Source organism: Achromobacter sp. GD03932, from assembly GCF_029839485.1.
GTDB lineage: Bacteria > Pseudomonadota > Gammaproteobacteria > Burkholderiales > Burkholderiaceae_B > Achromobacter > Achromobacter bronchisepticus_A.
In genome coordinates this window covers 42376-62705 of sequence record NZ_JAOCAT010000021.1, presented here as the reverse complement: position 1 = coordinate 62705, position 20330 = coordinate 42376, and the positions used below count along the sequence as shown (strand labels likewise).

Genomic DNA, 20330 nt, shown 5'->3' with positions numbered 1-20330 from the left:
CGCCGGCAACCGGACATTATGCGCGATGCCGGACGCCTGACAAGGCGCATTGAAAAATCGCGCCATAACCCCTATCTTCTTGATATCCCAGGCCGGACCCGGCGCAACCGGAGGCGGCCGCAACGCTTTGCCAAGGGCTGCACATGGAGTTCAAGGACTACTACAGCATGCTGGGCGTGGAGCGGGACGCCTCAGAAGACGACATCCGGCGCGCCTACCGCAAGCTCGCTCGCAAGTACCATCCCGACGTCAGCAAGGAAAGCGACGCCGAAACGCGCATGCGCGACGTCAACGAAGCCTATGACGTGCTGCGCGACAAGGAAAAGCGCCAGGCCTACGACAATCTGGCCGCTGGCGTCTCGCCCGAGGGCAGCTTCCAGCCGCCCCCCGGCTGGGACGAAGGCTTCGAGTTCCACCGCGGCGCCGCGCCCGGCGACGAGGCGCAGTTCAGCGAGTTCTTCTCTTCGCTGTTCGGCGGCCGCAACCGGCGCGGCGGGGCGCAGCGGCAACAGGAATTCCGCGCGCGCGGCGAGGACCACCACGCCGCGATCGAGGTGGACCTCGAAGACGCGCTCAAGGGCGCCACGCGCGACATCAGCCTGCGTTCCATGCAGATGGACGAGCAGGGCCGTCCCCACATGCAGACCCGCACGCTCAGCGTGCGCATTCCTGCCGGCGTGCGCGAAGGCCAGTACATCCGGCTGGCCGGGCAGGGCATGCCTGGCTATGGCGGTGGCGAGAACGGCGACCTCTATCTGGAAGTTCGCTTCAAGCCGCATCCGCGCTACCGCGTCGACGGCCGCGACCTCTACATGACGCTGCCGGTGGCGCCATGGGAAGCCGCGCTGGGCGCCAGCGCGCATGCGCCCACGCCGGGCGGCACGGTCGAAGTGTCGATCCCCGCGGGGTCCGCCAACGGCCGCAAGCTGCGCCTGCGCGGCCGCGGCATTCCGGGCGATCCCCCCGGAGATCTCTACCTGGTGCTGGACCTGGTGTTGCCGCCCGCCGATAGCGAAGCGGCCAAGGAGGCCTACCGCAAGCTGCGGCAGGACCTGCCCTTCAATCCGCGGCGCCACCTGGGGGTATGACCATGAAAAAAATAGTCGTCACCACCGCCACGGTCGTGGGCAAGTCCCGGCCGCTTTCCGCCGACGACCTGGCCCGCGCCTGCGGCGAGGAAGTCGAATGGGTCGTGCGGCTGGTCGAAGTGGGCATCGTCAACGCCAGCGGCCAGGGCCCCGCCGAATGGCGCTTCTACAGCACCGACCTGCAGCGGGCGCTGGATGCGCGCCGCCTGGTGCGGGATTACGGCGCCGGGCTGGACGCCGCCGCGCTGATCCTGGACCTGAGCCAGGAAGTCCGCCGCCTGAAGGCGCAACTGCGCGCGCTGGGCCTGGAGGACAAGTAGGGCTGCGCGCGGGTAGGTAAACTAGCTGGTTGTTGAAGAAGCCCAGCGGAACATCTTGCAGACCCCTCCAGCCCCCGCGCCCGCGCTTTCGGGCAGCGCCCGCATCGACGGCCTGAAATCCTGCCTGCCCGTCATGATCGGCTACTTCCCGGTGGCCGTGACTTTCGGCATCGCGGGCGTGGCCGCGGGCCTGTCGCCCCTGCAAGTGGTACTGATTTCCGTGCTGGTCTATGCCGGCGCCAGCCAGTTCCTGCTGCTCGCTTCCATCAAGGCCGGCACCCCGTGGCTGTGGGTGGTGGCGCTGTGTTCGCTGCTCAATGCCCGCCATCTGCTGTACGGCCCGCTGTTGTCGCGTTTCCTGCCGGCGGGGCTGAATGAGCGCCTGAAGGTCGCCTTCCTGCTTACCGATGAAGTCTTCGCCACGGCTTTCAACCGTTTGCAGACCGTGGAGCCCGCGGGCCGCCAGCGCTGGATGATCGCGCTGGGGCTGGGCGCGTGGCTGACCTGGATCGCCGGCACGGCCGTCGGCGTCTACGCGGGAGACGGCCTGGAGCGCCACTACCCCATGCTGTCCCAGGTGATGCGCTTTGCGCTGCCCGCGCTGTTCATGGCCCTGGTATGCCAAAGCGCGAAGCGCGGCATGGGCCTGCCCATCGTCGCGGCAGTAGCCGGAGCCGGGGCCGTGGCCGCGCTGGGCCATACCAGCCTGGCGATCCTGGCCGGCGCGGTCATCGGCTGCGCGGCGTATCGGCTGAGGAGGTCCGCATGAACACTGACGGACTGGGTTTCTGGGGCGCGGTGATCGCCATGGCGGCCATCACTTATTTGACGCGCGCCTTGCCCTTCATGCTGTCCGAGCGCAGCCGCTTGCTGCGCCACCTGTCGCGCGAAGGCTCGGCGCTGGCCGCGCTGGGGCCATCGCTGCTGGCGGGAATCGCGGCGGCGGTGATCGTGCCTGACCTCCTGGCCGCCGGCGACCAGGCGGCGAACCTCGGTCCCTATGTGGGCGGTCTGGTCGTGACCGCCGTGGCAGCCCGCCTGGTCAGCAATGCTGGCGTCGCGGTGTTGCTGGGCATGGCGGGATACGGGGTGTTGCTGGCCTTGGCGGCGTAAGGCCAGCGGGGCAAAATGGTCGGACTTCCACGGAGGCCGACCATGCTTACGCTTTATCATGCGCCGCGCTCGCGCTCGTTCCGGATACTCTGGCTGCTCGAAGAACTGGGCGTGCCTTACGACACCGAAATGGTGTCCATCCGCGGCACCGACAGCGCGGGCCACATGCCCTCGGACTACATCGACATCCACCCGCACCGCAAGGTGCCAGCCTTGGTGCATGACGGCGTGCCCGTGTTCGAGACGCCCGCCATCGCCCTCTATCTGACCGATCTGTTCCCGCAAGCGGGGCTGGGTCCGGTGGTGGGAGATCCGCTGCGCGGTCCCTACCTGACCTGGCTGGCGTATTCCACCGGCGTATTCGAGCCCGCCATGGCCGAGCGCGCCTTCAAGACGCCGCATCCGGGCGGCGCGCTGGGTTGGGGTTCGGCCGAGGAGGTCGAACAGGTGCTGACCCGGGTCTTGCAGGCGCGGCCGTTCTTCCTGGGCGACCGGTTCTCGGCGGCGGACATCGTGCTGGGCGGCACCCTGCAATACATGATGCAGGTGAAGGTCATGCCCGAGACGCCCGTGTTCACCGCCTATGCGGAACGGCTGGGCGACCGGCCAGCCATGCATCGCGCCTTGCAGCGCGACGGGGACATCGAGGAAGCCTGAAGCGGCGCTTCAGGCTTCAACCGCGCCCGATGCGGGCGCTGAGGGCTGCCTGCCATTCCTTGGGACGGCCCAGGTAGCGGCTGGGCTCCAGCATTTCGCAGATGCCATCGCGTTCCAGCGCCAGGGTGGGAAAACCGCTGCCGCCGACCTGCGCCAGCAGCCTGCGGCTGGCGGCGATGTGCGCGGCGGTTTCGGCGCCCTGCGCCGCGGCGTAGGCAGCGCGGAAGGCTTCCGGGTCCAGGCCGATATCGGCGGCCAGGGAGGCCAGCACCGCGGGATCGGCGATGCGCAGTCCCTGCACGTAGTGCGCGCGCTGGATGCGCTTGAGCAGGTCCAGCCCGCGGCCGGCCAGCGTCTGCGCGGCCAGGATGGCGGTGGTGGGCGGCTCGGAATCGAACACCGCGCCCTCATCGCGCAACAGGCCGTTGTAGTAGTCGTCGCCGAAGGGCTGGCCGGTCAGGCCGGCGATGCGTTCGTCATGCGGCATGACGTAGCGGCGCAGCCTGTCGGTGACCGGCTGGCGGTTGCCGCCCGTCATCATGCCGCCGCCATGCAGCGCGATGTCCAGGCCGGGGACGGCGCGAGCCGCCTCCACCAGCGGCGCGGCGCCATAGCACCAGCCGCAGAGCGGGTCGAAAATGTAATGCAGGGTGGGATTTGAGGTAGCCATGGCGTCATGGTAGACGCGGGCCTGCCCCGGAGAAAGCCTGGCGGGGTAGCCAGAGTGTTGCATCGGCCGTGCAGATTGCCTGCACGGCCGCTCAGTATCAACCGGCGATCTGCACGCCGACCCAGAACAGGCCGGCGGCCAGCAGCATCGAGGCGGGCAGGGTCAGCACCCAGGCCATCAGGATGTTGCGCACGGTGCTGCCCTGCAGGCCGCTCTTGTTGGCGATCATGGTCCCGGCCACGCCCGAGGACAGCACGTGGGTGGTGGACACCGGCAGGCTGAAGACGTTGGCGATGCCGATGGCGCCCATCGCGGTGACTTGCGCGGACATGCCCTGCGCATAGGTCATGCCCTGCTTGCCGATCTTCTCGCCCACCGTTAGCACCACGCGGCGCCAGCCGACCATGGTGCCCGCGCCCAGCGCCAGGGCGACTGCCACGATCACCCAGAAGGGAGCGTATTCGGTGGTGGCCGTCAGGTCGGCGCGCAGGCGTTGCAGGTCGGCGCGTTCGCGGGCCGGCAGCCCTTCGATGCGCGCGACCTTCTTGGCCGTGTCGTCCAGGCAGAGCAGGTAGCGGCGCACGGAGATGCGCTTCTCGGCCGGCAGGTCGGCGTAGTTGGACACGCCGTGCAGGTCGGCCTGCAGCGCGGCGATGGTCGGCATGGTCAGTTCGGGATCGCAGCGGAAGTTGCGCGGCAGCTCGGTGGTCGCGTCCACGCGCTTGAGCGCCAGGTATTCGCCCAGCATGGCTTCATTGCGCTGGTAGAACACGTTCAGGTGGTTGGCGGCGTCGCGGGTGCGCTCGATCTGGTAGGTGGTGCTGTTGGTGTCCAGCACGAAGTTGGCGGGCACGATGCCGATCAGCACCAGCATGATCAGGCCGATCCCTTTCTGGCCGTCATTGGAGCCGTGCACGAAGCTCACGCCCATGGCGGACAGCACCAGCACCAGACGGTTCCAGAAGGGCGGATGCTTCTTGTTGTCGATGGCGCGGCGCTGTTCCGGCGTCTTGTGCATCTTCGACAGCGGCAGCCAGCGCTTGAGCGCCAGCAGCAGGCCGCCCGCCACCAGGAAGCCGGCCACCGGCGACACCACCAGCGACAGGCCGATGTCGATGGCCTTGCCCCAGTTGACGCCGTCCGCCAGCGGCAGGTCGGTGATCAGGGCGTTGGCCAGGCCCACGCCCAGGATCGAGCCGATCAGCGTGTGCGAGCTGGACGCCGGAATGCCGAAGTACCAGGTGCCCAGGTTCCAGGCGATGGCCGCGGCCAGCATGGCGAACACCATGGCCAGCCCGCGGCCGGTATCCACGTTGATCAGCAGTTCCACCGGCAGCAGATGCACGATGGCATAGGCTACGCCCACGCCGCCCAGCAGCACGCCCAGGAAGTTGAATATGCCGGAAAGCACCACCGCCAGATGCGGCGGCATGGCCTTGGTGTAGATGACCGTGGCCACGGCGTTCGCCGTGTCATGGAATCCGTTGATGAATTCGAAGGCCAGGACGAATGTCAGGGCCAGCGCAAGGCTGAGGCCAACCCAGAGGTCTAGGCCGTGGAAGAGGTCGAACATGGAGGCGGGGGAGGTTCCGGCGAGAGGAGCCGATTATTGCAGATTTGTGACCTGTCACTGGTTGCTTGCGGCTACCAAGTGCGGCCAGCCAACCCCGCCCGGGGTCAGAATTTCGAATACTGGAACTCGATTTCCATCGGTTTGCCCAGGTTCGCCGAGGTATCCGCCTGGATCATCATCACCGCCAGGACGCCCAGATAGAGCAGGCACAGCCACAGGGTTCGTTTCATTGCCGGCCCTCCTTCATGGGTAGAAAACTTCCGCGATCTTCTGGTTCACGCGCAGCCAGCCCAGTTCGCCCAGGTGCTGCACGTCCCGCAGCGTCCCCACTTCGAAGGGCGCGCTGTACATGTCCATGCAGCGCATGGCGTAGCGCTGGCACAGCGCCGCCACTTCCCGCTGCACGGGGCCGAACCGGTCCAGGTCCTTGAACACCAGGGGATGCAGCGGTTGCATGACGAACAGGGCATTGACCCCGCGCTGCCGCAGCAGCGCCATCAGCGCGTCCAGCTCGCGCAGCTCGTCGCGGCCGGTCAGCGGCTGGGGCAGATAGGCGGTCTTGCCGCCTTCGGGGATGCTGCGCAGGTACTTATTGAAGAACTCGTCGCGCACGGCATAGCGGTTGCCGCCCATCAGGGCCTGTTCGGCGCCCTGGGCCTCGGCGGCCAGCGCTTCCCAATCCACCACGCGGGCGGCCGCGGGCGGCCCCTCGCGTTCACGTTCGGGGGCAGGCGCTGCATGGGCAGCGGGCGCCCACAGGTCGACCAGGCGCTGGCGGAAGACGTAGGCCTGTTCCGCCGCCATGGACCAGGCGACGCCCGCGTCGCCCTTGGCCTGCAGCCAGCGGACCACCTCCGCCCGGCCTTCGGGCTGCCGCAGCAGGCGCGGCAGCAGCGGATTGGCGTGCTCCTTGAACTCGTCGGGTCCCAGTCCGCCTTCACCGTCGAACCAGCCCGGCGACAGCATCACCACCACGCGCGAGGCCGGCGACAGGTCCTCGGCCATCGCCGCCAGCACCAGTTGCATGCCCAGCGACTGGAAGCCCGAATGGCCATAGGCCAGGACCGGCATCTGCAATTCGTCGGCCAGGTAGCGGTAGGGCACGAAGCGCAGGTCGTTGCTGGTCAGCTCCGACGAACCCAGGATCACCAGCCGGTCACCCGTGCGCAGGGCCTGGCTCATGCGGGAGAGGTTGCGCGTCTGTTCCTGCAGCGTGTTGCCCAGGTTTGGGATGTAGATGCCTGGCGCGGCCGCCGGCACGGGTTCTGTTTTCAGCGCCAGGGAGTGCAGCGCGCCCCATCCGGCGGCGGCCGCCGCGGCCAGGGCCAGCGCCGCCGCCAGCGCATGCTGCCGTAGTGTGCGTTTGAACATGGGGAACCAATGCCGCGCGGGGCCCTCTCTATTGGACAGGTTTGTTAGCGGATGTTATCGAGCGGGCATGACCGGAACAAGCGCGGGAAAGCGGGGCCAGAGCGCAATTCGCCTTTTTGCCACAGGGTCCGCGGCTCGCGCGCCGCCCGCCGCCGCCAATCCCGCAGGGAAGGAATGCGATAGCATCGCTCTGGCGGGCCTCTTCTGGATTTCCATGATTGACCCCGCCCGCGGCCGCATCCGCGCCGCCCGAATGTTCCTCACCAAGATTGCGCAGCCCATGACCGCCACTACCCGTATCGCCCGCAAGCACCCCGACGAATTGATCGTGGGCCTGGTGTCCGTTTCCGATCGCGCCTCCAGCGGCACCTATCAGGACCAGGGGCTGCCCGCGCTGCGCGAATGGCTGGGCGGCGCCCTGGCCTCGCCCTGGCAGGCGGTGGACCGCCTGATCCCCGACGAACCCGCGCGCATTTCCGAGACGCTGATCGAACTGGTGGACGGCTGCGGCTGCGACCTGGTCCTGACCACCGGCGGCACCGGTCCGGCGCGCCGCGACGTCACGCCCGAAGCCACGCTCGCCGTCGGCACCAAGGAAATGCCCGGCTTCGGCGAACAGATGCGCCAGATCAGCCTGCGCTTCGTGCCCACCGCGATCCTGTCGCGCCAGGTGGCCGTCATCCGGGAAACGCCCGCCCACGCCGCCCTGATCGTGAACCTGCCCGGCCAGCCCAAATCCATCCGCGAAACGCTGGAAGGGCTGAAGGGCGAGGACGGATCCGTGCTGGTGCCGGGCATCTTCGCCGCCATTCCCTATTGCATCGATCTTATCGGCGGCCCGTACGCCGAAACCCGGCCGGAAATCATCGCGGCCTTCCGCCCCAAATCGGCCCGCCGCGCGCCGCAGGCCTGATCCGGCGCTGCGTTATATTGGCCGCCCATTCACCTCCAACCGCTTGAGAGTTCCATCGCCATGAAGGTTCGCACCGCTTTGTCCCTTACTGTCCTGGCAGCCTTGTCGGCCTGCGCCAACGTCAAAGACGTGCGCGACCGCGATCCGGTCTTCTACGGCTCCACCCAGCGCACACCCGAGGACTACACGGCCTGCGTGGCGGAATCCTGGAAGAACCTGGGCGTCAATTTCCAGCAGAAGGCTGTGCGCAACGGCTTTGAACTGATCCAGGAAGACAGCCTGGGCGTTGAAGCCGTGCTGACGACCACGCACTGGAAGGGCAAGACCGAAGCGCGCCTGTCCACGCGCATCGCGCGCCGCGACCAGAGCATCATCGAGCCCGCCAACCTGTGCCTGTGAACGCCATGCAGCATCGTCGCGACGTCCTGCGGCTGGGCCTGGCCGCGGCCGCCCTCTGCCTGGGCCTGCCGGCCCGCGCGCAGCAGCAGAGCGGCTTTATCAGCCGCAAGCTCAACGTCCCCGTGCCAGGCGGCGTCGCCGTCCTGGGCCTGGGCAACGCCGAGCGCGCGCCCGAGGTCAGCTTCCTGGGCCGGCGCGTGCTGGTCGTGCGAGAAGAGGGCAAGCAGTGGATCGCCGTGGTCGGCATCCCGCTCAGCGTGAAGCCGGGCGAGCAGCAGGTGGAAATCAAGGATGCGCAAGGCAAGCGCTCACAGTCCTTCAAGGTCGGCGCCAAGGAATACAAGGCCCAGCACATCACGCTGAAGAATCCGCGCCAGGTCAATCCGGATCCGGATGACATGAAGCGCATCGAACGCGAGCAGGCCGAGCAGGCCGCCGCCAACCGCGCCTACCGCGCGGGCGTCACGCCCAGCAACCTGCTGCTGGACCGCCCGGTGAACGGCGGCCGCCTGTCCAGCCCCTTCGGCCTGCGCCGTTTCTTCAATGGCGAGGAGCGCAATCCGCATTCGGGACTGGATTTCGCCGTGCCGTCGGGCACGCCGATCAAGGCGCCGGCCGCTGGCGTGGTCGTACTGGTGGGGGATTACTTCTTCAATGGCAAGACGGTGTTCCTGGACCATGGCCAGGGCTTCGTCAGCATGTTCTGCCACATGTCGGCCATCGACGTGAAGGTCGGCGACGAAGTGCCGCGCGGCGGACTGGTGGGCAAGGTCGGCGCGACCGGCCGCGCGACCGGCCCGCACCTGCACTGGAACGTCAGCCTGAACGACGCGCGCGTCGATCCGGCCATCTTCATCGGGGCGTTCAAGCCCTGATCCTGTCCCGGGATTTGGGGGCGCGGAACCGCGCCCTCAGGCCGTGGCGGCCTGCTGCGCGATCAGTTGCAGCACATGCTGGTGCACGCGTTCGGCATAGTCCATATGCTGCCGCACGTTGAACTGCTCGGCTTCCTGCTCGTCCAGGCAGTTGTCGTACTTGGTCTTGGCCTCGGCGTAGGTCAGGCCGGTATTGCGCAGGCTGTTGATGAAGGACTCGCGCGACTGATGCAGCAGGCGCAGGCCTTCCTCGCCCTTGACGAATTTTCTTCGCGCCAGGGCAAGCTGGTCAGCGGCGGCTTGCAGATCTTGTGTCAGGTCCATCGTGCTTCATGCTCGTCCTGCCGGGCGTCGCGCCGGGCAGAGGGCGCCATTCTTTCATGAACGGGCGCTCCACGCATTACGGCATCGCGCGGCCCAGGTTTAAGGCTGGCGCGAAAAGGGAGCCGGCGCGGGGCCGGCCCTGTCGCCCTGGCTTAGCGGCGGAATTGCTGGGGACGCTGCGGCGCGGGACCGCGCTCGTCCTTGTGGCGGAAGTTGATGCGGCCCTTGGTCAGGTCATACGGCGACATTTCCAGGGTGACGCGGTCGCCAGCCAGGATGCGGATGCGGTGCTTGCGGATGCGGCCGGAGGCGTAGGCGCCGACTTCGATGCCGTTGTCCAGCTTCACACGGTAGCGGCTATCGGGCAGCACTTCGTCAACGATGCCGTCCAGTTCGATGAGTTCTTCTTTAGCCATTCTTTTCTCCTATCAAAACGCGCAGCCATACCGACGGCATGGCGCGCCGCGCGTGGCGGCAAGCGCGTCGGACCCGAACGGGCGGGTCCAGCGGTTTGAACGTAAAACGTCCGGGCAAGCGCGGGTAAGGGCCACGGCATCCGAAGCGGATGTCTGAAATGACGGATACTCGCGCCGCGTGGGCAGTGTGCGCGCGGTGCGCGGCTTGGTCGCGGCGGCGCCTTTTGCGCAAATCGCCGGAAGAAGCGGGGTGGAGCTTGTGCTGCCAGGCCGCGCAACGATGGAGGTGGAGGCGCGCCCGGTGGCGGAGGGGTTTTTCCGGAAAAACCAAGCACGTCCTGGGTTGCCCCGAGCATTGCCCGCAGGCGGTACAGGTTGGCACGCAGAGTGACCGAAGCCCGGTTTTTGCGGAAAAATCACGGACTTATGGTACTGCAAAGCGCAATATTTAGCCAGTATTTATCTGTGGCCGCGCTGCGATAGTTGCTGTTCAACGACTCTAGCGTGCCGGTATCCGCTCACGGTATTCAGCTTCCACCCGGCCGAGCACGGACCAGAACGGACCCGGGGCGCGGCCGGCCAGGCGGGCTTCGAGCACGCCCAGGTGCACATGCCAGCCGCCGGCCACGTCCACCATGCCGTCGCGCGAGGACAGTTTGCGGTGGGTCAGCACCAGGCGCGTTTCCTTGCCTTCCGGCGACAGCTCGAAGGTGACCTCGGAAGGATGGCCGGGGGAGCCGCCCCAGGTGAAAGCCAGCAAATGCGGTGGTTCGCAGCGCGTGATGACGCCTTGCGTGGTGACGCCGCCTTCGTACGGCTTGTAGGCATCAGGCACCGGTTCGGTCACCGAGGACAGGTCCGCGTGCATGAAGCGCAGCGTCACGCCGCCGCCTTCGCGCAGCTCCATGTCGCCGGATGCCAGCCAGCGGCCGCGTTTTTCGGATTCGGTGAGAAAAGCCCAGACCTCGTCGACGCTGGCGGGCAGTATCCGCGTAAAGCGGATGGAGGTGGGGTCCAGAACGACGCCGTGATCACTCATGTGGTTCTCCAGAAGACGCGGCCGGGGACCAGCTGGCGGCGAGCGCGGCTTCCAGCGCGCCCAGCTTGCCCGACCAGAATTGTTCATAGAAGCGCAGCCATTGCATGGCCTCGGCCATGGGTTCGGGATTGAGGCTGCATACATGCGTGCGGCCGCGGATGGAGCGCCGCACCAGACCGGCGCGTTCCAGGGCCTGCACGTGTTTGGAGGCGCCCGCGAAACTCATGCTGTGGGGCGCCGCCAGTTCGCCGATGGTCTGTTCGCCCCGGGCCAGGCTGCGCAGCATGTCGCGGCGCGTGGGGTCGGCCAGCGCGCGAAAGACGGCATCGAGGGCGGGGGAGGGAATTGATTCAACCATGAGGTTGAATATAGTCCTGCCTCGCGAATTAATTCAACTAGTTGGTTGAATTTTTATGTAACCGCCTGCGGATGATCTTCTTCCATCGCCCCATATGCATCGGGGTACTGCGGCAGGCCGTCGGTGATGTCGAACCAGGGCGCCTTGCTGGCCACGTGGCAGTGGGCCGCCGGCTTGATGCCCGGGTCGTCGTCCAGCGGACCCAGAGGCAAGCCGTAGACGTCCGGCGTCTGGTCGAAGCGGGTCAGGAGGGGCGTGCCGCAGGCTTCGCAGAAGCCGCGGTAGCTGCCCGGAGACGAGCAGTACCAGGTGACGTGGTTTTCTCCGCGGGTCCAGGCGAAGTCCTTGGCCTGGACCGTCGCCCGGCTGCGGAATGCCGCGCCATGCGCCTTGCGGCAGATCGTGCAATGGCAGTTGAGGGCGTCGGTGAGCGGACCCGTGATCTCGTAGGCGACGCGGCTGCACAGGCAGGAACCTTTGATCATGATGAACGCCAGGCTGGTGGGGAATATCCCCAATATACCTGTGGCGCGCCGGGCTGGAGGCGGCCTTTGTGACGAACGTCTTTCAGATCGTTCCAGTGTCCCTATTTTCAGCCAAATGAATCGATTCTCGGGTCATCGTGCTGTCATGCCGCGAAAACAGAATGCCGCCATGAACACATCCAAGGGGATTCAACGATGACCTACGCCATCGAAGTACAAGGGCTCAGCAAGAGCTTCCACGCCGGCGCCAAGGCGCTGGACGGCGTGAACCTGCAAGTGGCCGACGGCGAGATGGTTGCCTTGCTCGGCGCCTCGGGTTCGGGCAAGTCGACGCTGCTGCGTCATCTGTCGGGTTTCGTGGCCGGCGACGCGGGCAGCGTGGCCGTCAACGGCCGCACGATCCAGCGCGACGGCCGCCTGAGCCGTGACGTGCGCTCCGCGCGCGCCGGCATCGGCTTCGTGTTCCAGCAATTCAATCTGGTGGGCCGCCTGCCGGTCATCACCAACGTGCTGACCGGCCTGCTGCCGCGCGTGCCGCTGTGGCGCAGCCTGACGCGCTGGTTCCTGCGCGGCGAAGTGCAGCAGGGCCTTGAAGCGCTTGCCCAGGTTGGTATAGACGACTACGCATTTCAGCGCGCTTCGACGCTGTCCGGCGGCCAGCAGCAGCGCGCGGCCATCGCCCGCACGCTGGTGCAGAACGCCCGCGTCATCCTGGCCGACGAACCCATTGCCTCGTTGGATCCGGAATCCTCGCGCCGCGTGATGGACACGCTGGCCCAGATCAACCGCAGCCGCAAGGTAGCCGTGGTGGTGTCGCTGCACCAGGTGGACGTGGCTTTGCGCTATTGCCCGCGGGTGGTGGCGCTGCGCCACGGCAAGGTGGTCTACGACGGCCCCTCCGCCGCGCTCACGCCTGCCATGCTGAGCGACCTGTACGGCTCCGAACTGAGCGAGCTGCTTCCCGAATATGCGCCGCAAGCGCCGGCCATGCCCGGCATGGCGCCGCTGTCCCGCCTGGCGCAAGCCGCCTGATACCCCGACCCATTTCTCCCCGGAGCCTTCCATGCTACGCAGAACCTTTGTCACCCTGATCGCCGCCGCGGCCCTGTCCACGCAGGCCTACGCCCAAGATGCCAAGACCCTGAATTTCGGCATCATCTCGACGGAATCGTCGACCAACCTGAAGTCCGTGTGGCAGCCCGTCATCGACGACCTGAGCCGCGCGATCGGCGTGCCGGTCAAGCCCTTCTTCGCGTCCGACTACGCCGGCATCATCGAAGGCATGCGCTTCAACAAGGTGCAGATGGGCTGGTTCGGCAACAAGTCCGCAATCGAGGCGGTGGACCGCGCCAAGGGCGAAGTGTTCGCTTCCGTCATCGACAAGGACGGCAACCCCGGCTACTGGTCGCTGCTGATCGTCAACAAGGACAGCAACCTGAAGACCCTGGACGACGTGCTCAAGCGCGGCGGCACGCTGAGCTACGGCGCGGGCGATCCCAACTCGACCTCGGGCACGGCCGTGCCCGGCTATTACCTGTGGGCCGCCAACAAGATCGAGCCCAAGACCTTCTTCAAGACGGTGCGCGCCAGCAATCACGAAACCAATCTGTTGTCGGTCATCAACAAGCAGGTCGACGTGGCCGTCAACAACACCGAGGCGCTGGAGCGCTATCGCCTGAACACGGGCAAGGACGCCAACGACAGCGTGCGCGTGCTGTGGAAGTCGCCGCTGATCCCGGCTGACCCGCTGGTCATGCGCAGCGACCTGCCGGCCGACCTGAAGGCCCGCATCCGCGACTTCTTCGTCAACTACGGCAAGGGCAAGGACGCCGAGCGTGAAATGGCCAATCTGAAGGCGCTGACCTATCAGGGCTTCCGCGTCTCCGACAACCAGCAGCTGGTGCCGATCCGTCAGATCGAGCTGGCGCGCGAGAAGGCCAAGGTCGAAGCCGACGCCACGCTGGGCCAGGCCGAAAAGCAGAAACAGCTGGCCGAACTGGACAGCAAGCTGGCCAGCCTGGGCCAGCCTGCCGCCAAGCAATAAGCCTGCAAGCGGCAAGCCGGTGCGCCGCGGGCGCGCCGGCTTGCCCGCAACTGAAACCCAACCAGCGGATCGCCTTTTTCCTATGAACGTAGCCATGCAGACCTCCCGCCTTTCCGCCGCGCCGCGCTCGTCGCTGCCAGTCCTGCTCGTATGGGCCGTCGTGCTGGCGCTGCTGGTCATGTCGTGGCAGGGCGCCGACATGCGGCCCCTGGACCTGCTGCGCGATTCGGGCAACATGGCCCAGTTTGCCGCCGACTTCTTTCCGCCGAATTTCCGCGACTGGCGCATGTACCTGGACGAGATGATCGTCACCGTGCAGATCGCGGTCTGGGGCACCTTCCTGGCCATCGTGGTGGCGGTGCCGCTGGGGCTGCTGTGTTCGTCGAACATGGTGCCGGCCTGGGTGTACCAGCCCATGCGGCGCCTGATGGACGCGTGCCGCGCCATCAATGAAATGGTGTTCGCCATGCTGTTCATCGTGGCGGTCGGGCTGGGCCCGTTCGCCGGCGTGCTGGCGCTGTGGGTGCACACCACCGGCGTGCTGGCCAAGCTGTTCTCGGAAGCGGTCGAGGCCATCGATCCGCGTCCGGTGGAAGGCGTGCGCGCCACTGGCGCGAATGCGCTGGAGGAAATCGTCTACGGCGTGATTCCGCAGGTGCTGCCGCTGTGGATCTCGTATTCGTTGTACCGCTTCGAATCCAACGTGCGCTCGGCCTCGGTGGTCGGCATCGTCGGCGCGGGCGGCATCGGCACCGTGCTGTGGGAAATCATCCGCAGTTTCCGCTACGCCGAAACCTGCGCCGTGATGATCATCATCGTGGCTTTCGTGGTCATCATCGACATGGCGTCGGCGCGTATCCGGCGCGCGCTCATCTGAGCCTGCGCGGGGCCCGGGCGGGCCCCGCCGGCCTCAGGCCTGCGGAAGCAACGCCTGGAACGCAGGCAGCGCCAGCAGGCCCGCCAGCTGCGCGGCCTGCACATCGGCTTCCGACACCACCGCGCGCGGCATCAGGAAGTTGACGGTGCCCAGGCAGACCTCGCCGTACACCACCGGCACATTGATGACGGAGCGCAGGCCCAGGCGCTGGATCGCGTCATGGTCGTTGAAGAACTCGCGGATCGCGTCTTCGCCTTCACCCACGAACACTTTTTTTTCCAGCAGGACGTGGCGGCCCCAGGCCGTGCCGCTCTTGTCCTTGCTGCCGCCGGGCGGATAGGCTTCGGGGTTGGAGCTATACAGCCGCAGCACCCGCATGGCCTGCGCGTCATAGCGGTTGACCGTGCACAGCGTGTGCGCCAGCGCGGCATGCGCATGGGCGTCGATGGCCCGGAAGGCCGCCGTGGAATCGGCGGCGGCGTATGCCTGGACAATGGCGGCCACGCCGGCCTGCGTCGGCGCAGCGGAACGGATGCTTACGGTCATTCGGCGGTGATTCCCAGTTCTTTGATCAGCTTGCCGTACTTGTCGGCATCGCGCGCCAGGATCTGGCCGAATTGCTCCGGCGTGGTCTCGGTCAGCAGCACGCCCATGTCGCCCATTTTCTTGATGACTTCGGGACGCTTGAGGATCAGGTTGATCTCGCGGTTCAGGCGCGCGGTCAGTTCGGGCGGCATGCCTGCCGGGCCGAAGGCGCCGTACCAGACCGACAGCTCGTAGCCCGGCAAGGTCTCGGCCACCGTGGGTACCTCGGGCAGCAGCGGCGAACGCGCTTCCTCGGTGACGGCCAGCAGCTTCAGCTTGTTGTTCTGCACGTGCGGCAGGGTCTGCGTGCCGGCGCTGAACAGCACCTGCGTGCGGCCGGCCACGGTGTCCAGCACCGCGGGCGCGCCGCCGCGGTAGGGGATGTGCATCATCTTCACGCCGGCGGCCTTCTCGAACAGCGCGGCGCTCAGGTGGTTGGTGGAGCCCTGGCCGGCGGAGGCATAGGCCACGGTGCCGGGATTGGCCTTCAGGTAGGCGATGAATTCCTGCACGTTGGACGCAGGGACCGACGGGTTCACCACCAGGGTGTTGGTGACCAGCGCGAGTTCGGCGATGGGCGTGAAGTCCTTCACGCCGTCGAACGGCATGCTGGAGTACAGCGCCTGGTTCATCGTGTGCGTGCTCATCGAGCCGACCAGCAAGGTGTAGCCGTCGGGCTTGGCGCGCGCCACGAAGGTGGTGCCGATGTTGCCGGACGCGCCCGAGCGGTTTTCCACGATCACGGGCTGGCCCAGCGATTGGGTCAATCCTTCGGACAGCACGCGCGCCAGGATGTCGGTGGAGCCGCCCGCGGCCCACGGCACGATCAGCGTGATGGGTTTTTCGGGCCACGCGGCGTGGGTGAGCGCGGGCGCGGCCAGCGCCAGTCCCAGCGCGCACGTGCGCAGCAGTCGTTTGAATTGCAGTTTCATGGTGTTTACCCCTTTGCTTGATGTCCGGTCTGTGTGCCGGTTGAATGAAACAGGTTCAGCGGCCGGCGGCATAGCCCTGCATGCCGCGCGGGTTGGCGCCGGCGCGCAGCAGCAGGCCGCCGCCCGCGGCAGGCTCGCGGGTGCAGGCGCTGATGCGGCCTTCGGACCAGTCCGGCCCCACCTTGACCTCGTGGCCCGCCGCGCGCAGCGCCTCCAGCGTGGCGGCCGGCATGCGCGATTCCACGGTCAGCCGGTTCAAGGTCAGGCTGCGCGGCCAGAACGAGCCCGGGAAGTGATCGATATGCCAGGAGGGCGCTTCGATCGCCTCCTGCAGGTTCATGCCCATGACATGGCGCAGGAAGAACGCCACCGTCCATTGGTCCTGCTGGTCGCCGCCTGGCGTGCCGAATGCCATGTAAGGCTGGCCGTCGCGCAGCGCGAGACCCGGCGACAGCGTGGTGCAGGGACGCTTGCCCGGCTGCAGCTGGCCCGGCACGCCTTCGTCCAGCCAGGTCATCTGCAGGCGGGTGGTCAGCGGGAAGCCCAGGCCGGGCACGACGGGGCTGGATGACAGCCAGCCGCCCGACGGCGTGGCGGCCACCATATTGCCGTCGCGGTCGATGACGTCGATCTGGCAGGTGTCGCCCACGAATATCTCGCGCGCCGCCCATTCGGCTACCGGCGGCAGCGCGGCGAAGGTCGGTTCGCCCACGCCGAAGCGGGTGTCGGAGGCAGCCAGGGTGCGCACGGCTGCGTCCAGGTCGGGCAGGCGCGGCGCCTGGCCGCCCGGGCAGCCAGGCAGGAACTCGGACGACGCGCGCGCGCCGATGCCTGCCGCGCGGGAGCGGGCATATTCATCGCTGAGCAAAGCGGCCAGCGGTACTTGCGTGTGGTCAGGGTCGCCGTACCAGGCCGTGCGGTCGGCGAAGGCCAGCTTGGCGGCTTCGGCCACGTAGTGCACGAATTGAGGCGAGGTCGGTTCCAGTCCGGCCAGGCCCAGGTGCCGCAGTATCGCCAGTTGTTGCAGGTGGACCGGGCCTTGCGACCAGACCCCGCACTTGGCCACCGTGTAGCGGCCGTACTGCACGGTGAGGGGCTCGTCGTAGGTGGCGCGCCAATCGGCCAGGTCGGACTTGCGCAGCAGGCCGCGGTTGCGCTGGCCCGTGGTGTCGCGCACCTCGGCCCGGGTGTAGTAGTCGTCGATCGCGTCGGCCACGAAGCCGCGGTACCAGAGCTCCAGCGCGGCGTCGATGCGGCCGCGCCGGTCGGTGCTGCTGGCATGCGCTTCGTCCAGGATGCGGGTGTAGGTGGCGGCGATGGCGGGCGTGCGGAACAGTTCGTCAGGAGCAGGCACGCGGCCGCTGGGCAGCCAGACGTCGCGCGAACTGGTCCATTCGTCGCGGAACAGCGCCTGTACCGCCAGAATGGCCTGCGAGATGCGCGGCACCAGCGGAAAGCCGTTGCGCGCATAGTCGATCGCCGGGCGCAGCACGTCGGCCAGTTCCCAGGTGCCGTAGTCGCGCAGCAGGGTCAGCCAGGCGCCGAAAGCGCCGGGTACCGTGGCGGGCAGCAGACCGATGCCGGGCACCAGTTCCACGCCCAGGCTGTGGAAATAGGCGGGCGTGGCCAGCGCGGGCGCGGGGCCCTGGCCGCAGAGCGCGCGCATGCGCTGTTCCCGCTCGCTCCAGAACAGGATGGGCACTTCGCCCCCGGGGCCGTTCAGGTGCGGTTCCACGATCTGCAGCGTGAAGCCGCCCGCGACCGCCGCGTCATAGGCATTGCCGCCGCGCTCCAGCACGCTCATGGCCACTTGCGAGGCCAGCCAATGGGTGGAGGAAACCACGCCAAAAGTGCCGCGTATTTCGGGGCGGGTAGTGAAGGATGCGCTCATGAGGCCGGTCCGGGCAGCAGGGGATGGTTGCAGTATAGGGTCATGAAATAACTGTTTTTTCCTTTGTTGGCATAATTGAATAACCAATTGGTTATAGGAAAGATCGTGACCTGGGATGCAGCCCGTCTCGCCAACCGCCTCAAGCATCGCCACCTGGCGCTGCTGATCGAAATCGCCAGGCACGGCTCGCTCACGCGCGTGGCCGCCGCGGCCGGCATCAGCCAGCCCGCCGTCACCAAGGCGCTCACGGAGATCGAGGACATCTTCGGCGCGCCGTTGTTCACGCGTACCGGGCGCGGCCTGCAACCCACGCCGCTGGGCAACCTGGCCCTGGTGCGCGCGCGCCACATGCTCAGCGACCTGGACCTGTGGGCGCGCGAGGTCGAGGCCCTGCACGCCGGCCGTTCCGCGCATCTGCAGGTGGGCGTGGTGCCCTACGTGTCCAGCGCCTTGCTGACGGCGGCCATCAGCCGCCTGCACCAGCGCCACGGCGTGACGCTCAGCCTGCACCGCGCCACCACCGACCATCTGGTGCCCATGCTGCGCCGGCATGAACTGGATTGCATCATCAGCCGCGCCACTTCGACCGTGGCGCCGGAGGATCTGATCCACCGCGTGCTGTACCGCCAACGGCCGCGCCTGATTGCGCATGGCCGGCTTGCGCAGCGGCTGGCGCGGCGCAAGCCGGACTGGGCCGCCGTCGCGGCAATGGACTGGGTCCTGCCGGCGGCCAACACGCCGACGCGGCAACTGATCGTGGAGCACTTCATCCGCGCCGAATTGCAGCCGCCATCGCCAGTGTTGGAGGCGTACTCCACCGACGTGATCGAAGGCATGCTGACGGTGAACGAGACCCTCATCTCCGTGGTGCCGGAGGACATCGCGCGCGAACTCTGCCAGCGCGGCAAGCTGGGCATGGTGCCATGGGACTTCGGCTGGGAATTGCCGCCCATCAACCTGATACGGCGCAAGCGCGAACAGCCGCTGGTGGCGGAGGAATGCTTTTCGGAGATCCTGCTGGATCTGTGCGGCGACGCCGCCGCGCCCTGGGGCCAGGGCGATCCGCGTTGACCGGCGGCGCTAGGCGTTGAGCTTGTCGCGGGCGATGTTCAACAGTGCGGCGGCAGCGGTTTCCGGGGCAGCATCGTTGCTGACGCGCAGCAGCCGGCATTGTTGCGGCACGGGGAATGCCTGCATCGCGCGCGCCAGGCGCTGCGCGATCTGTTCCGCGCTTTCCCGGCCGCGTCCCGCCAGGCGGCGGACGAGCTGGCCGGGATCGACCGTGACCTCCACGGCGGTCAAGGCCGGGTAGCGCGAGTGCGCCTGTTCCAGGTGCGCGCGCGAGCCGTTGATGATGACCGCGGCGCCGCAGGAGAGCCAGGCGTCTATTTCGATGCCGATGCCGTAATGCAAGCCATGGCTGGCCCAGCGCAGGGCGAAGCAGCCCAGCGCGGCGCGGCGTCCGAACTCGTCTTCGGTCAGGCATAGCGCGTCTTCGGTGGCGCCGCTGTCGCGCGTGATGTAGCGATGCGCGACCAGCACGGGCTCGTCGCCGCGCAGTTCCGCGCGCAGCAGGCGCAGCAAGGTGTCCTTGCCGCTGCCCGATGCGCCCATCAGGTAGATCAGCCTGGTGCCGTCGGCGGGAACCGAGGTGCTCATGCTGCCGCCGGCCCTTGCAGATAGCCGGCCCCGGCCGCATCGGCGCTGGTGCCGTCAAAGCCGTAGTGCCGTGCCGCGACAAAGTCCGCGCCTGGCGCGGGCTGCACGTAGACGCTGACTCCGGGAACGGCCATGGGCTGTCCGCGCAAGGGATCGGCGAACGCGGCGATTTCAGCCTGCGCTTGCGACAGCGCCTCGCCGTGCAGCTTGCCGGTCAACGTGATGTGGAAGACGTAGGTATCGAATACATACGGATAGCCCCAGCGCGCCAGCATGGATTGCTGCGGCGGACTGAGCGATTGCGGTTGGCGGCGCGCGGTTTCCTCGGGCGTGGGCGGTGCGCGCAAGGAGTCCAGGTCGCGCACGGCGGCTTCGGCCAGGGCCTGGATCCGCGCGCGTCCCTGCGTGTCGGATGCAGCGATGCGCCAGGCCAGGAAGCCGCGCAGCGGTTCGCACTCCAGTTCCAGCGAGAATGGCGTGCCGCCTGCGGCCAACTGGCGGGCGGCCGCGTCGACTTGTTCGGGGCTGGCGCCCGGATTCAGGCGGAAGGGCGGCTTCAGCGTCGCATGCAAGCCATAGTGGCGCGGCGCTTCGGTCCAGCCGCGCGACGCCGCGTTCTGGCCCGGCAGCGGCGGCAGCGCCAGGCCGGTGTCGGCGCAGCGGCCCAGCCAGCGGCTGCCGTGTTCGCGCCAGGGGCCGGTGGGCGCCAGGTACAGGGCGTAGCGATGGGCGAGCGGCATG

Annotated in this window: 26 protein-coding genes; 12 read left to right on the top strand and 14 right to left on the bottom strand. The window is 67.6% G+C overall.

What is annotated here, in order from left to right; translation table 11 throughout:
* Positions 1–143 precede the first annotated feature (143 nt).
* The 5 genes from N5C88_RS19780 to N5C88_RS19760 are packed head-to-tail and all read left to right on the top strand — an operon-like array spanning position 144 to position 3178.
* Positions 144–1088 carry a DnaJ C-terminal domain-containing protein gene (locus tag N5C88_RS19780; RefSeq protein WP_059379485.1) on the top strand — a complete coding sequence of 315 codons (945 nt, stop codon included), beginning with the start codon at positions 144–146 and terminating at the stop codon, positions 1086–1088.
* Between the two features lie 2 nt (positions 1089–1090).
* Positions 1091–1408, top strand: coding sequence for a chaperone modulator CbpM (locus tag N5C88_RS19775; protein WP_118932810.1), 318 nt, complete (start codon positions 1091–1093; stop codon positions 1406–1408).
* A gap of 55 nt (positions 1409–1463) precedes the next feature.
* A complete protein-coding gene (locus N5C88_RS19770) occupies positions 1464–2177 on the top strand; it encodes an AzlC family ABC transporter permease (protein WP_280016061.1) in 714 nt (237 codons plus the stop codon).
* A complete protein-coding gene (locus tag N5C88_RS19765) occupies positions 2174–2521 on the top strand; it encodes an AzlD domain-containing protein (protein ID WP_059379483.1) in 348 nt (115 codons plus the stop codon). The genes N5C88_RS19770 and N5C88_RS19765 overlap by 4 nt, the downstream gene beginning before the upstream one ends.
* Before the next feature lie 42 nt (positions 2522–2563).
* A complete protein-coding gene (locus N5C88_RS19760; RefSeq protein WP_059379482.1) occupies positions 2564–3178 on the top strand; it encodes a glutathione S-transferase family protein in 615 nt (204 codons plus the stop codon).
* 16 nt (positions 3179–3194) lie between these two features.
* On the opposite strand, the gene N5C88_RS19755 is transcribed toward N5C88_RS19760, so the two are convergent.
* The 4 genes from N5C88_RS19755 to N5C88_RS19740 all read right to left on the bottom strand — a co-directional run bounded on the left by N5C88_RS19755 (position 3195) and on the right by N5C88_RS19740 (position 6792).
* Complete coding sequence (locus N5C88_RS19755) at positions 3195–3848, bottom strand: DsbA family protein (RefSeq protein WP_059379481.1); 654 nt, start codon at positions 3846–3848, stop codon at positions 3195–3197.
* A gap of 97 nt (positions 3849–3945) precedes the next feature.
* Positions 3946–5421: an inorganic phosphate transporter gene (locus N5C88_RS19750; protein ID WP_059379480.1), complete on the bottom strand. Its 1476-nt coding sequence runs from the start codon at positions 5419–5421 to the stop codon at positions 3946–3948.
* A gap of 104 nt (positions 5422–5525) precedes the next feature.
* On the bottom strand, positions 5526–5651 hold the full coding sequence (locus N5C88_RS19745; RefSeq protein ID WP_262422096.1) for a hypothetical protein: 126 nt from the start codon (positions 5649–5651) through the stop codon (positions 5526–5528).
* A 13-nt stretch (positions 5652–5664) separates the two neighbouring features.
* On the bottom strand, positions 5665–6792 hold the full coding sequence (locus N5C88_RS19740) for a D-alanyl-lipoteichoic acid biosynthesis protein DltD (protein ID WP_118932798.1): 1128 nt from the start codon (positions 6790–6792) through the stop codon (positions 5665–5667).
* Between the two features lie 280 nt (positions 6793–7072).
* Here N5C88_RS19740 and mog point away from each other — a divergent pair, with 280 nt between their 5' ends.
* Genes mog through N5C88_RS19725 form a run of 3 tightly spaced genes read left to right on the top strand, consistent with a single transcriptional unit; the run spans position 7073 to position 8979 of the window.
* Positions 7073–7705 (top strand): molybdopterin adenylyltransferase, encoded by a 633-nt coding sequence (gene mog / locus N5C88_RS19735; RefSeq protein WP_118932809.1) that lies wholly within the window; start codon positions 7073–7075, stop codon positions 7703–7705.
* Positions 7706–7765: 60 nt separating this feature from the next.
* A complete protein-coding gene (locus N5C88_RS19730) occupies positions 7766–8104 on the top strand; it encodes a hypothetical protein (RefSeq protein WP_059379478.1) in 339 nt (112 codons plus the stop codon).
* A 5-nt stretch (positions 8105–8109) separates the two neighbouring features.
* A complete protein-coding gene (locus tag N5C88_RS19725) occupies positions 8110–8979 on the top strand; it encodes a peptidoglycan DD-metalloendopeptidase family protein (protein WP_059379502.1) in 870 nt (289 codons plus the stop codon).
* Positions 8980–9015: 36 nt separating this feature from the next.
* Here the strand turns inward: N5C88_RS19725 and N5C88_RS19720 are convergent, their stop codons facing one another.
* The 5 genes from N5C88_RS19720 to N5C88_RS19700 form a co-directional block, all read right to left on the bottom strand.
* Positions 9016–9303, bottom strand: a complete 288-nt coding sequence (locus N5C88_RS19720) for a hypothetical protein (RefSeq protein ID WP_059379477.1) — start codon at positions 9301–9303, stop codon at positions 9016–9018.
* A gap of 152 nt (positions 9304–9455) precedes the next feature.
* On the bottom strand, positions 9456–9719 hold the full coding sequence (gene infA, locus N5C88_RS19715; protein WP_013395703.1) for a translation initiation factor IF-1: 264 nt from the start codon (positions 9717–9719) through the stop codon (positions 9456–9458).
* A 499-nt stretch (positions 9720–10218) separates the two neighbouring features.
* The gene (locus tag N5C88_RS19710) at positions 10219–10758 is read right to left on the bottom strand and encodes an SRPBCC family protein (protein WP_280016060.1); all 540 of its coding nucleotides are present in this window, start codon (positions 10756–10758) and stop codon (positions 10219–10221) included.
* On the bottom strand, positions 10751–11116 hold the full coding sequence (locus tag N5C88_RS19705) for a metalloregulator ArsR/SmtB family transcription factor (protein ID WP_280016059.1): 366 nt from the start codon (positions 11114–11116) through the stop codon (positions 10751–10753). Before N5C88_RS19705 ends, N5C88_RS19710 begins: the two co-directional genes overlap by 8 nt.
* Positions 11117–11169: 53 nt before the next feature.
* Complete coding sequence (locus N5C88_RS19700; protein WP_059379501.1) at positions 11170–11601, bottom strand: GFA family protein; 432 nt, start codon at positions 11599–11601, stop codon at positions 11170–11172.
* Positions 11602–11796: 195 nt separating this feature from the next.
* On the opposite strand from N5C88_RS19700, the gene phnC reads away from it, so the two are divergent.
* From phnC to phnE, 3 genes are all read left to right on the top strand, one after another.
* A complete protein-coding gene (gene phnC, locus N5C88_RS19695) occupies positions 11797–12633 on the top strand; it encodes a phosphonate ABC transporter ATP-binding protein (RefSeq protein WP_280016058.1) in 837 nt (278 codons plus the stop codon).
* Between the two features lie 31 nt (positions 12634–12664).
* Complete coding sequence (gene phnD, locus N5C88_RS19690) at positions 12665–13645, top strand: phosphonate ABC transporter substrate-binding protein (protein ID WP_059379473.1); 981 nt, start codon at positions 12665–12667, stop codon at positions 13643–13645.
* Between the two features lie 82 nt (positions 13646–13727).
* Positions 13728–14522, top strand: a complete 795-nt coding sequence (gene phnE / locus N5C88_RS19685; protein WP_088142243.1) for a phosphonate ABC transporter, permease protein PhnE — start codon at positions 13728–13730, stop codon at positions 14520–14522.
* 33 nt (positions 14523–14555) lie between these two features.
* On the opposite strand, the gene N5C88_RS19680 is transcribed toward phnE, so the two are convergent.
* Genes N5C88_RS19680 through N5C88_RS19670 form a run of 3 tightly spaced genes read right to left on the bottom strand, consistent with a single transcriptional unit; the run spans position 14556 to position 17930 of the window.
* Positions 14556–15068, bottom strand: a complete 513-nt coding sequence (locus tag N5C88_RS19680) for a GAF domain-containing protein (RefSeq protein WP_059379471.1) — start codon at positions 15066–15068, stop codon at positions 14556–14558.
* Entirely contained in the window at positions 15065–16039 is a 975-nt protein-coding gene (locus N5C88_RS19675) for a tripartite tricarboxylate transporter substrate binding protein (protein ID WP_118932794.1), read from the bottom strand. The genes N5C88_RS19680 and N5C88_RS19675 overlap by 4 nt, the downstream gene beginning before the upstream one ends.
* Positions 16040–16094: 55 nt before the next feature.
* Positions 16095–17930, bottom strand: coding sequence for a gamma-glutamyltransferase family protein (locus tag N5C88_RS19670; RefSeq protein WP_118932793.1), 1836 nt, complete (start codon positions 17928–17930; stop codon positions 16095–16097).
* Between the two features lie 105 nt (positions 17931–18035).
* Here N5C88_RS19670 and N5C88_RS19665 point away from each other — a divergent pair, with 105 nt between their 5' ends.
* Positions 18036–19001 (top strand): LysR substrate-binding domain-containing protein, encoded by a 966-nt coding sequence (locus tag N5C88_RS19665; RefSeq protein ID WP_280016056.1) that lies wholly within the window; start codon positions 18036–18038, stop codon positions 18999–19001.
* Positions 19002–19010: 9 nt separating this feature from the next.
* Here N5C88_RS19665 and phnN read toward each other — a convergent pair whose 3' ends face one another.
* Positions 19011–19589, bottom strand: coding sequence for a phosphonate metabolism protein/1,5-bisphosphokinase (PRPP-forming) PhnN (gene phnN / locus N5C88_RS19660; RefSeq protein ID WP_059379467.1), 579 nt, complete (start codon positions 19587–19589; stop codon positions 19011–19013).
* On the bottom strand, positions 19586–20329 hold the full coding sequence (locus tag N5C88_RS19655) for a DUF1045 domain-containing protein (protein WP_118932791.1): 744 nt from the start codon (positions 20327–20329) through the stop codon (positions 19586–19588). The genes phnN and N5C88_RS19655 overlap by 4 nt, the downstream gene beginning before the upstream one ends.
* Between the last annotated feature and the right edge of the window lies 1 nt (position 20330).

Bases quoted from the DNA above. Each gene is read 5' to 3' on its own strand.
- N5C88_RS19780 (WP_059379485.1), top strand. From the start codon at position 144: ATGGAGTTCAAGGACTACTACAGCATGCTGGGCGTGGAGCGGGACGCC.
- N5C88_RS19775 (WP_118932810.1), top strand. From the start codon at position 1,091: ATGAAAAAAATAGTCGTCACCACCGCCACGGTCGTGGGCAAGTCCCGG.
- N5C88_RS19765 (WP_059379483.1), top strand. From the start codon at position 2,174: ATGAACACTGACGGACTGGGTTTCTGGGGCGCGGTGATCGCCATGGCG.
- N5C88_RS19760 (WP_059379482.1), top strand. From the start codon at position 2,564: ATGCTTACGCTTTATCATGCGCCGCGCTCGCGCTCGTTCCGGATACTC.
- N5C88_RS19755 (WP_059379481.1), bottom strand. From the start codon at position 3,848: ATGGCTACCTCAAATCCCACCCTGCATTACATTTTCGACCCGCTCTGC.
- N5C88_RS19750 (WP_059379480.1), bottom strand. From the start codon at position 5,421: ATGTTCGACCTCTTCCACGGCCTAGACCTCTGGGTTGGCCTCAGCCTT.
- N5C88_RS19745 (WP_262422096.1), bottom strand. From the start codon at position 5,651: ATGAAACGAACCCTGTGGCTGTGCCTGCTCTATCTGGGCGTCCTGGCG.
- N5C88_RS19740 (WP_118932798.1), bottom strand. From the start codon at position 6,792: ATGTTCAAACGCACACTACGGCAGCATGCGCTGGCGGCGGCGCTGGCC.
- mog (WP_118932809.1), top strand. From the start codon at position 7,073: ATGACCGCCACTACCCGTATCGCCCGCAAGCACCCCGACGAATTGATC.
- N5C88_RS19730 (WP_059379478.1), top strand. From the start codon at position 7,766: ATGAAGGTTCGCACCGCTTTGTCCCTTACTGTCCTGGCAGCCTTGTCG.
- N5C88_RS19725 (WP_059379502.1), top strand. From the start codon at position 8,110: ATGCAGCATCGTCGCGACGTCCTGCGGCTGGGCCTGGCCGCGGCCGCC.
- N5C88_RS19720 (WP_059379477.1), bottom strand. From the start codon at position 9,303: ATGGACCTGACACAAGATCTGCAAGCCGCCGCTGACCAGCTTGCCCTG.
- infA (WP_013395703.1), bottom strand. From the start codon at position 9,719: ATGGCTAAAGAAGAACTCATCGAACTGGACGGCATCGTTGACGAAGTG.
- N5C88_RS19710 (WP_280016060.1), bottom strand. From the start codon at position 10,758: ATGAGTGATCACGGCGTCGTTCTGGACCCCACCTCCATCCGCTTTACG.
- N5C88_RS19705 (WP_280016059.1), bottom strand. From the start codon at position 11,116: ATGGTTGAATCAATTCCCTCCCCCGCCCTCGATGCCGTCTTTCGCGCG.
- N5C88_RS19700 (WP_059379501.1), bottom strand. From the start codon at position 11,601: ATGATCAAAGGTTCCTGCCTGTGCAGCCGCGTCGCCTACGAGATCACG.
- phnC (WP_280016058.1), top strand. From the start codon at position 11,797: ATGACCTACGCCATCGAAGTACAAGGGCTCAGCAAGAGCTTCCACGCC.
- phnD (WP_059379473.1), top strand. From the start codon at position 12,665: ATGCTACGCAGAACCTTTGTCACCCTGATCGCCGCCGCGGCCCTGTCC.
- phnE (WP_088142243.1), top strand. From the start codon at position 13,728: ATGAACGTAGCCATGCAGACCTCCCGCCTTTCCGCCGCGCCGCGCTCG.
- N5C88_RS19680 (WP_059379471.1), bottom strand. From the start codon at position 15,068: ATGACCGTAAGCATCCGTTCCGCTGCGCCGACGCAGGCCGGCGTGGCC.
- N5C88_RS19675 (WP_118932794.1), bottom strand. From the start codon at position 16,039: ATGAAACTGCAATTCAAACGACTGCTGCGCACGTGCGCGCTGGGACTG.
- N5C88_RS19670 (WP_118932793.1), bottom strand. From the start codon at position 17,930: ATGAGCGCATCCTTCACTACCCGCCCCGAAATACGCGGCACTTTTGGC.
- phnN (WP_059379467.1), bottom strand. From the start codon at position 19,589: ATGAGCACCTCGGTTCCCGCCGACGGCACCAGGCTGATCTACCTGATG.
- N5C88_RS19655 (WP_118932791.1), bottom strand. From the start codon at position 20,329: ATGCCGCTCGCCCATCGCTACGCCCTGTACCTGGCGCCCACCGGCCCC.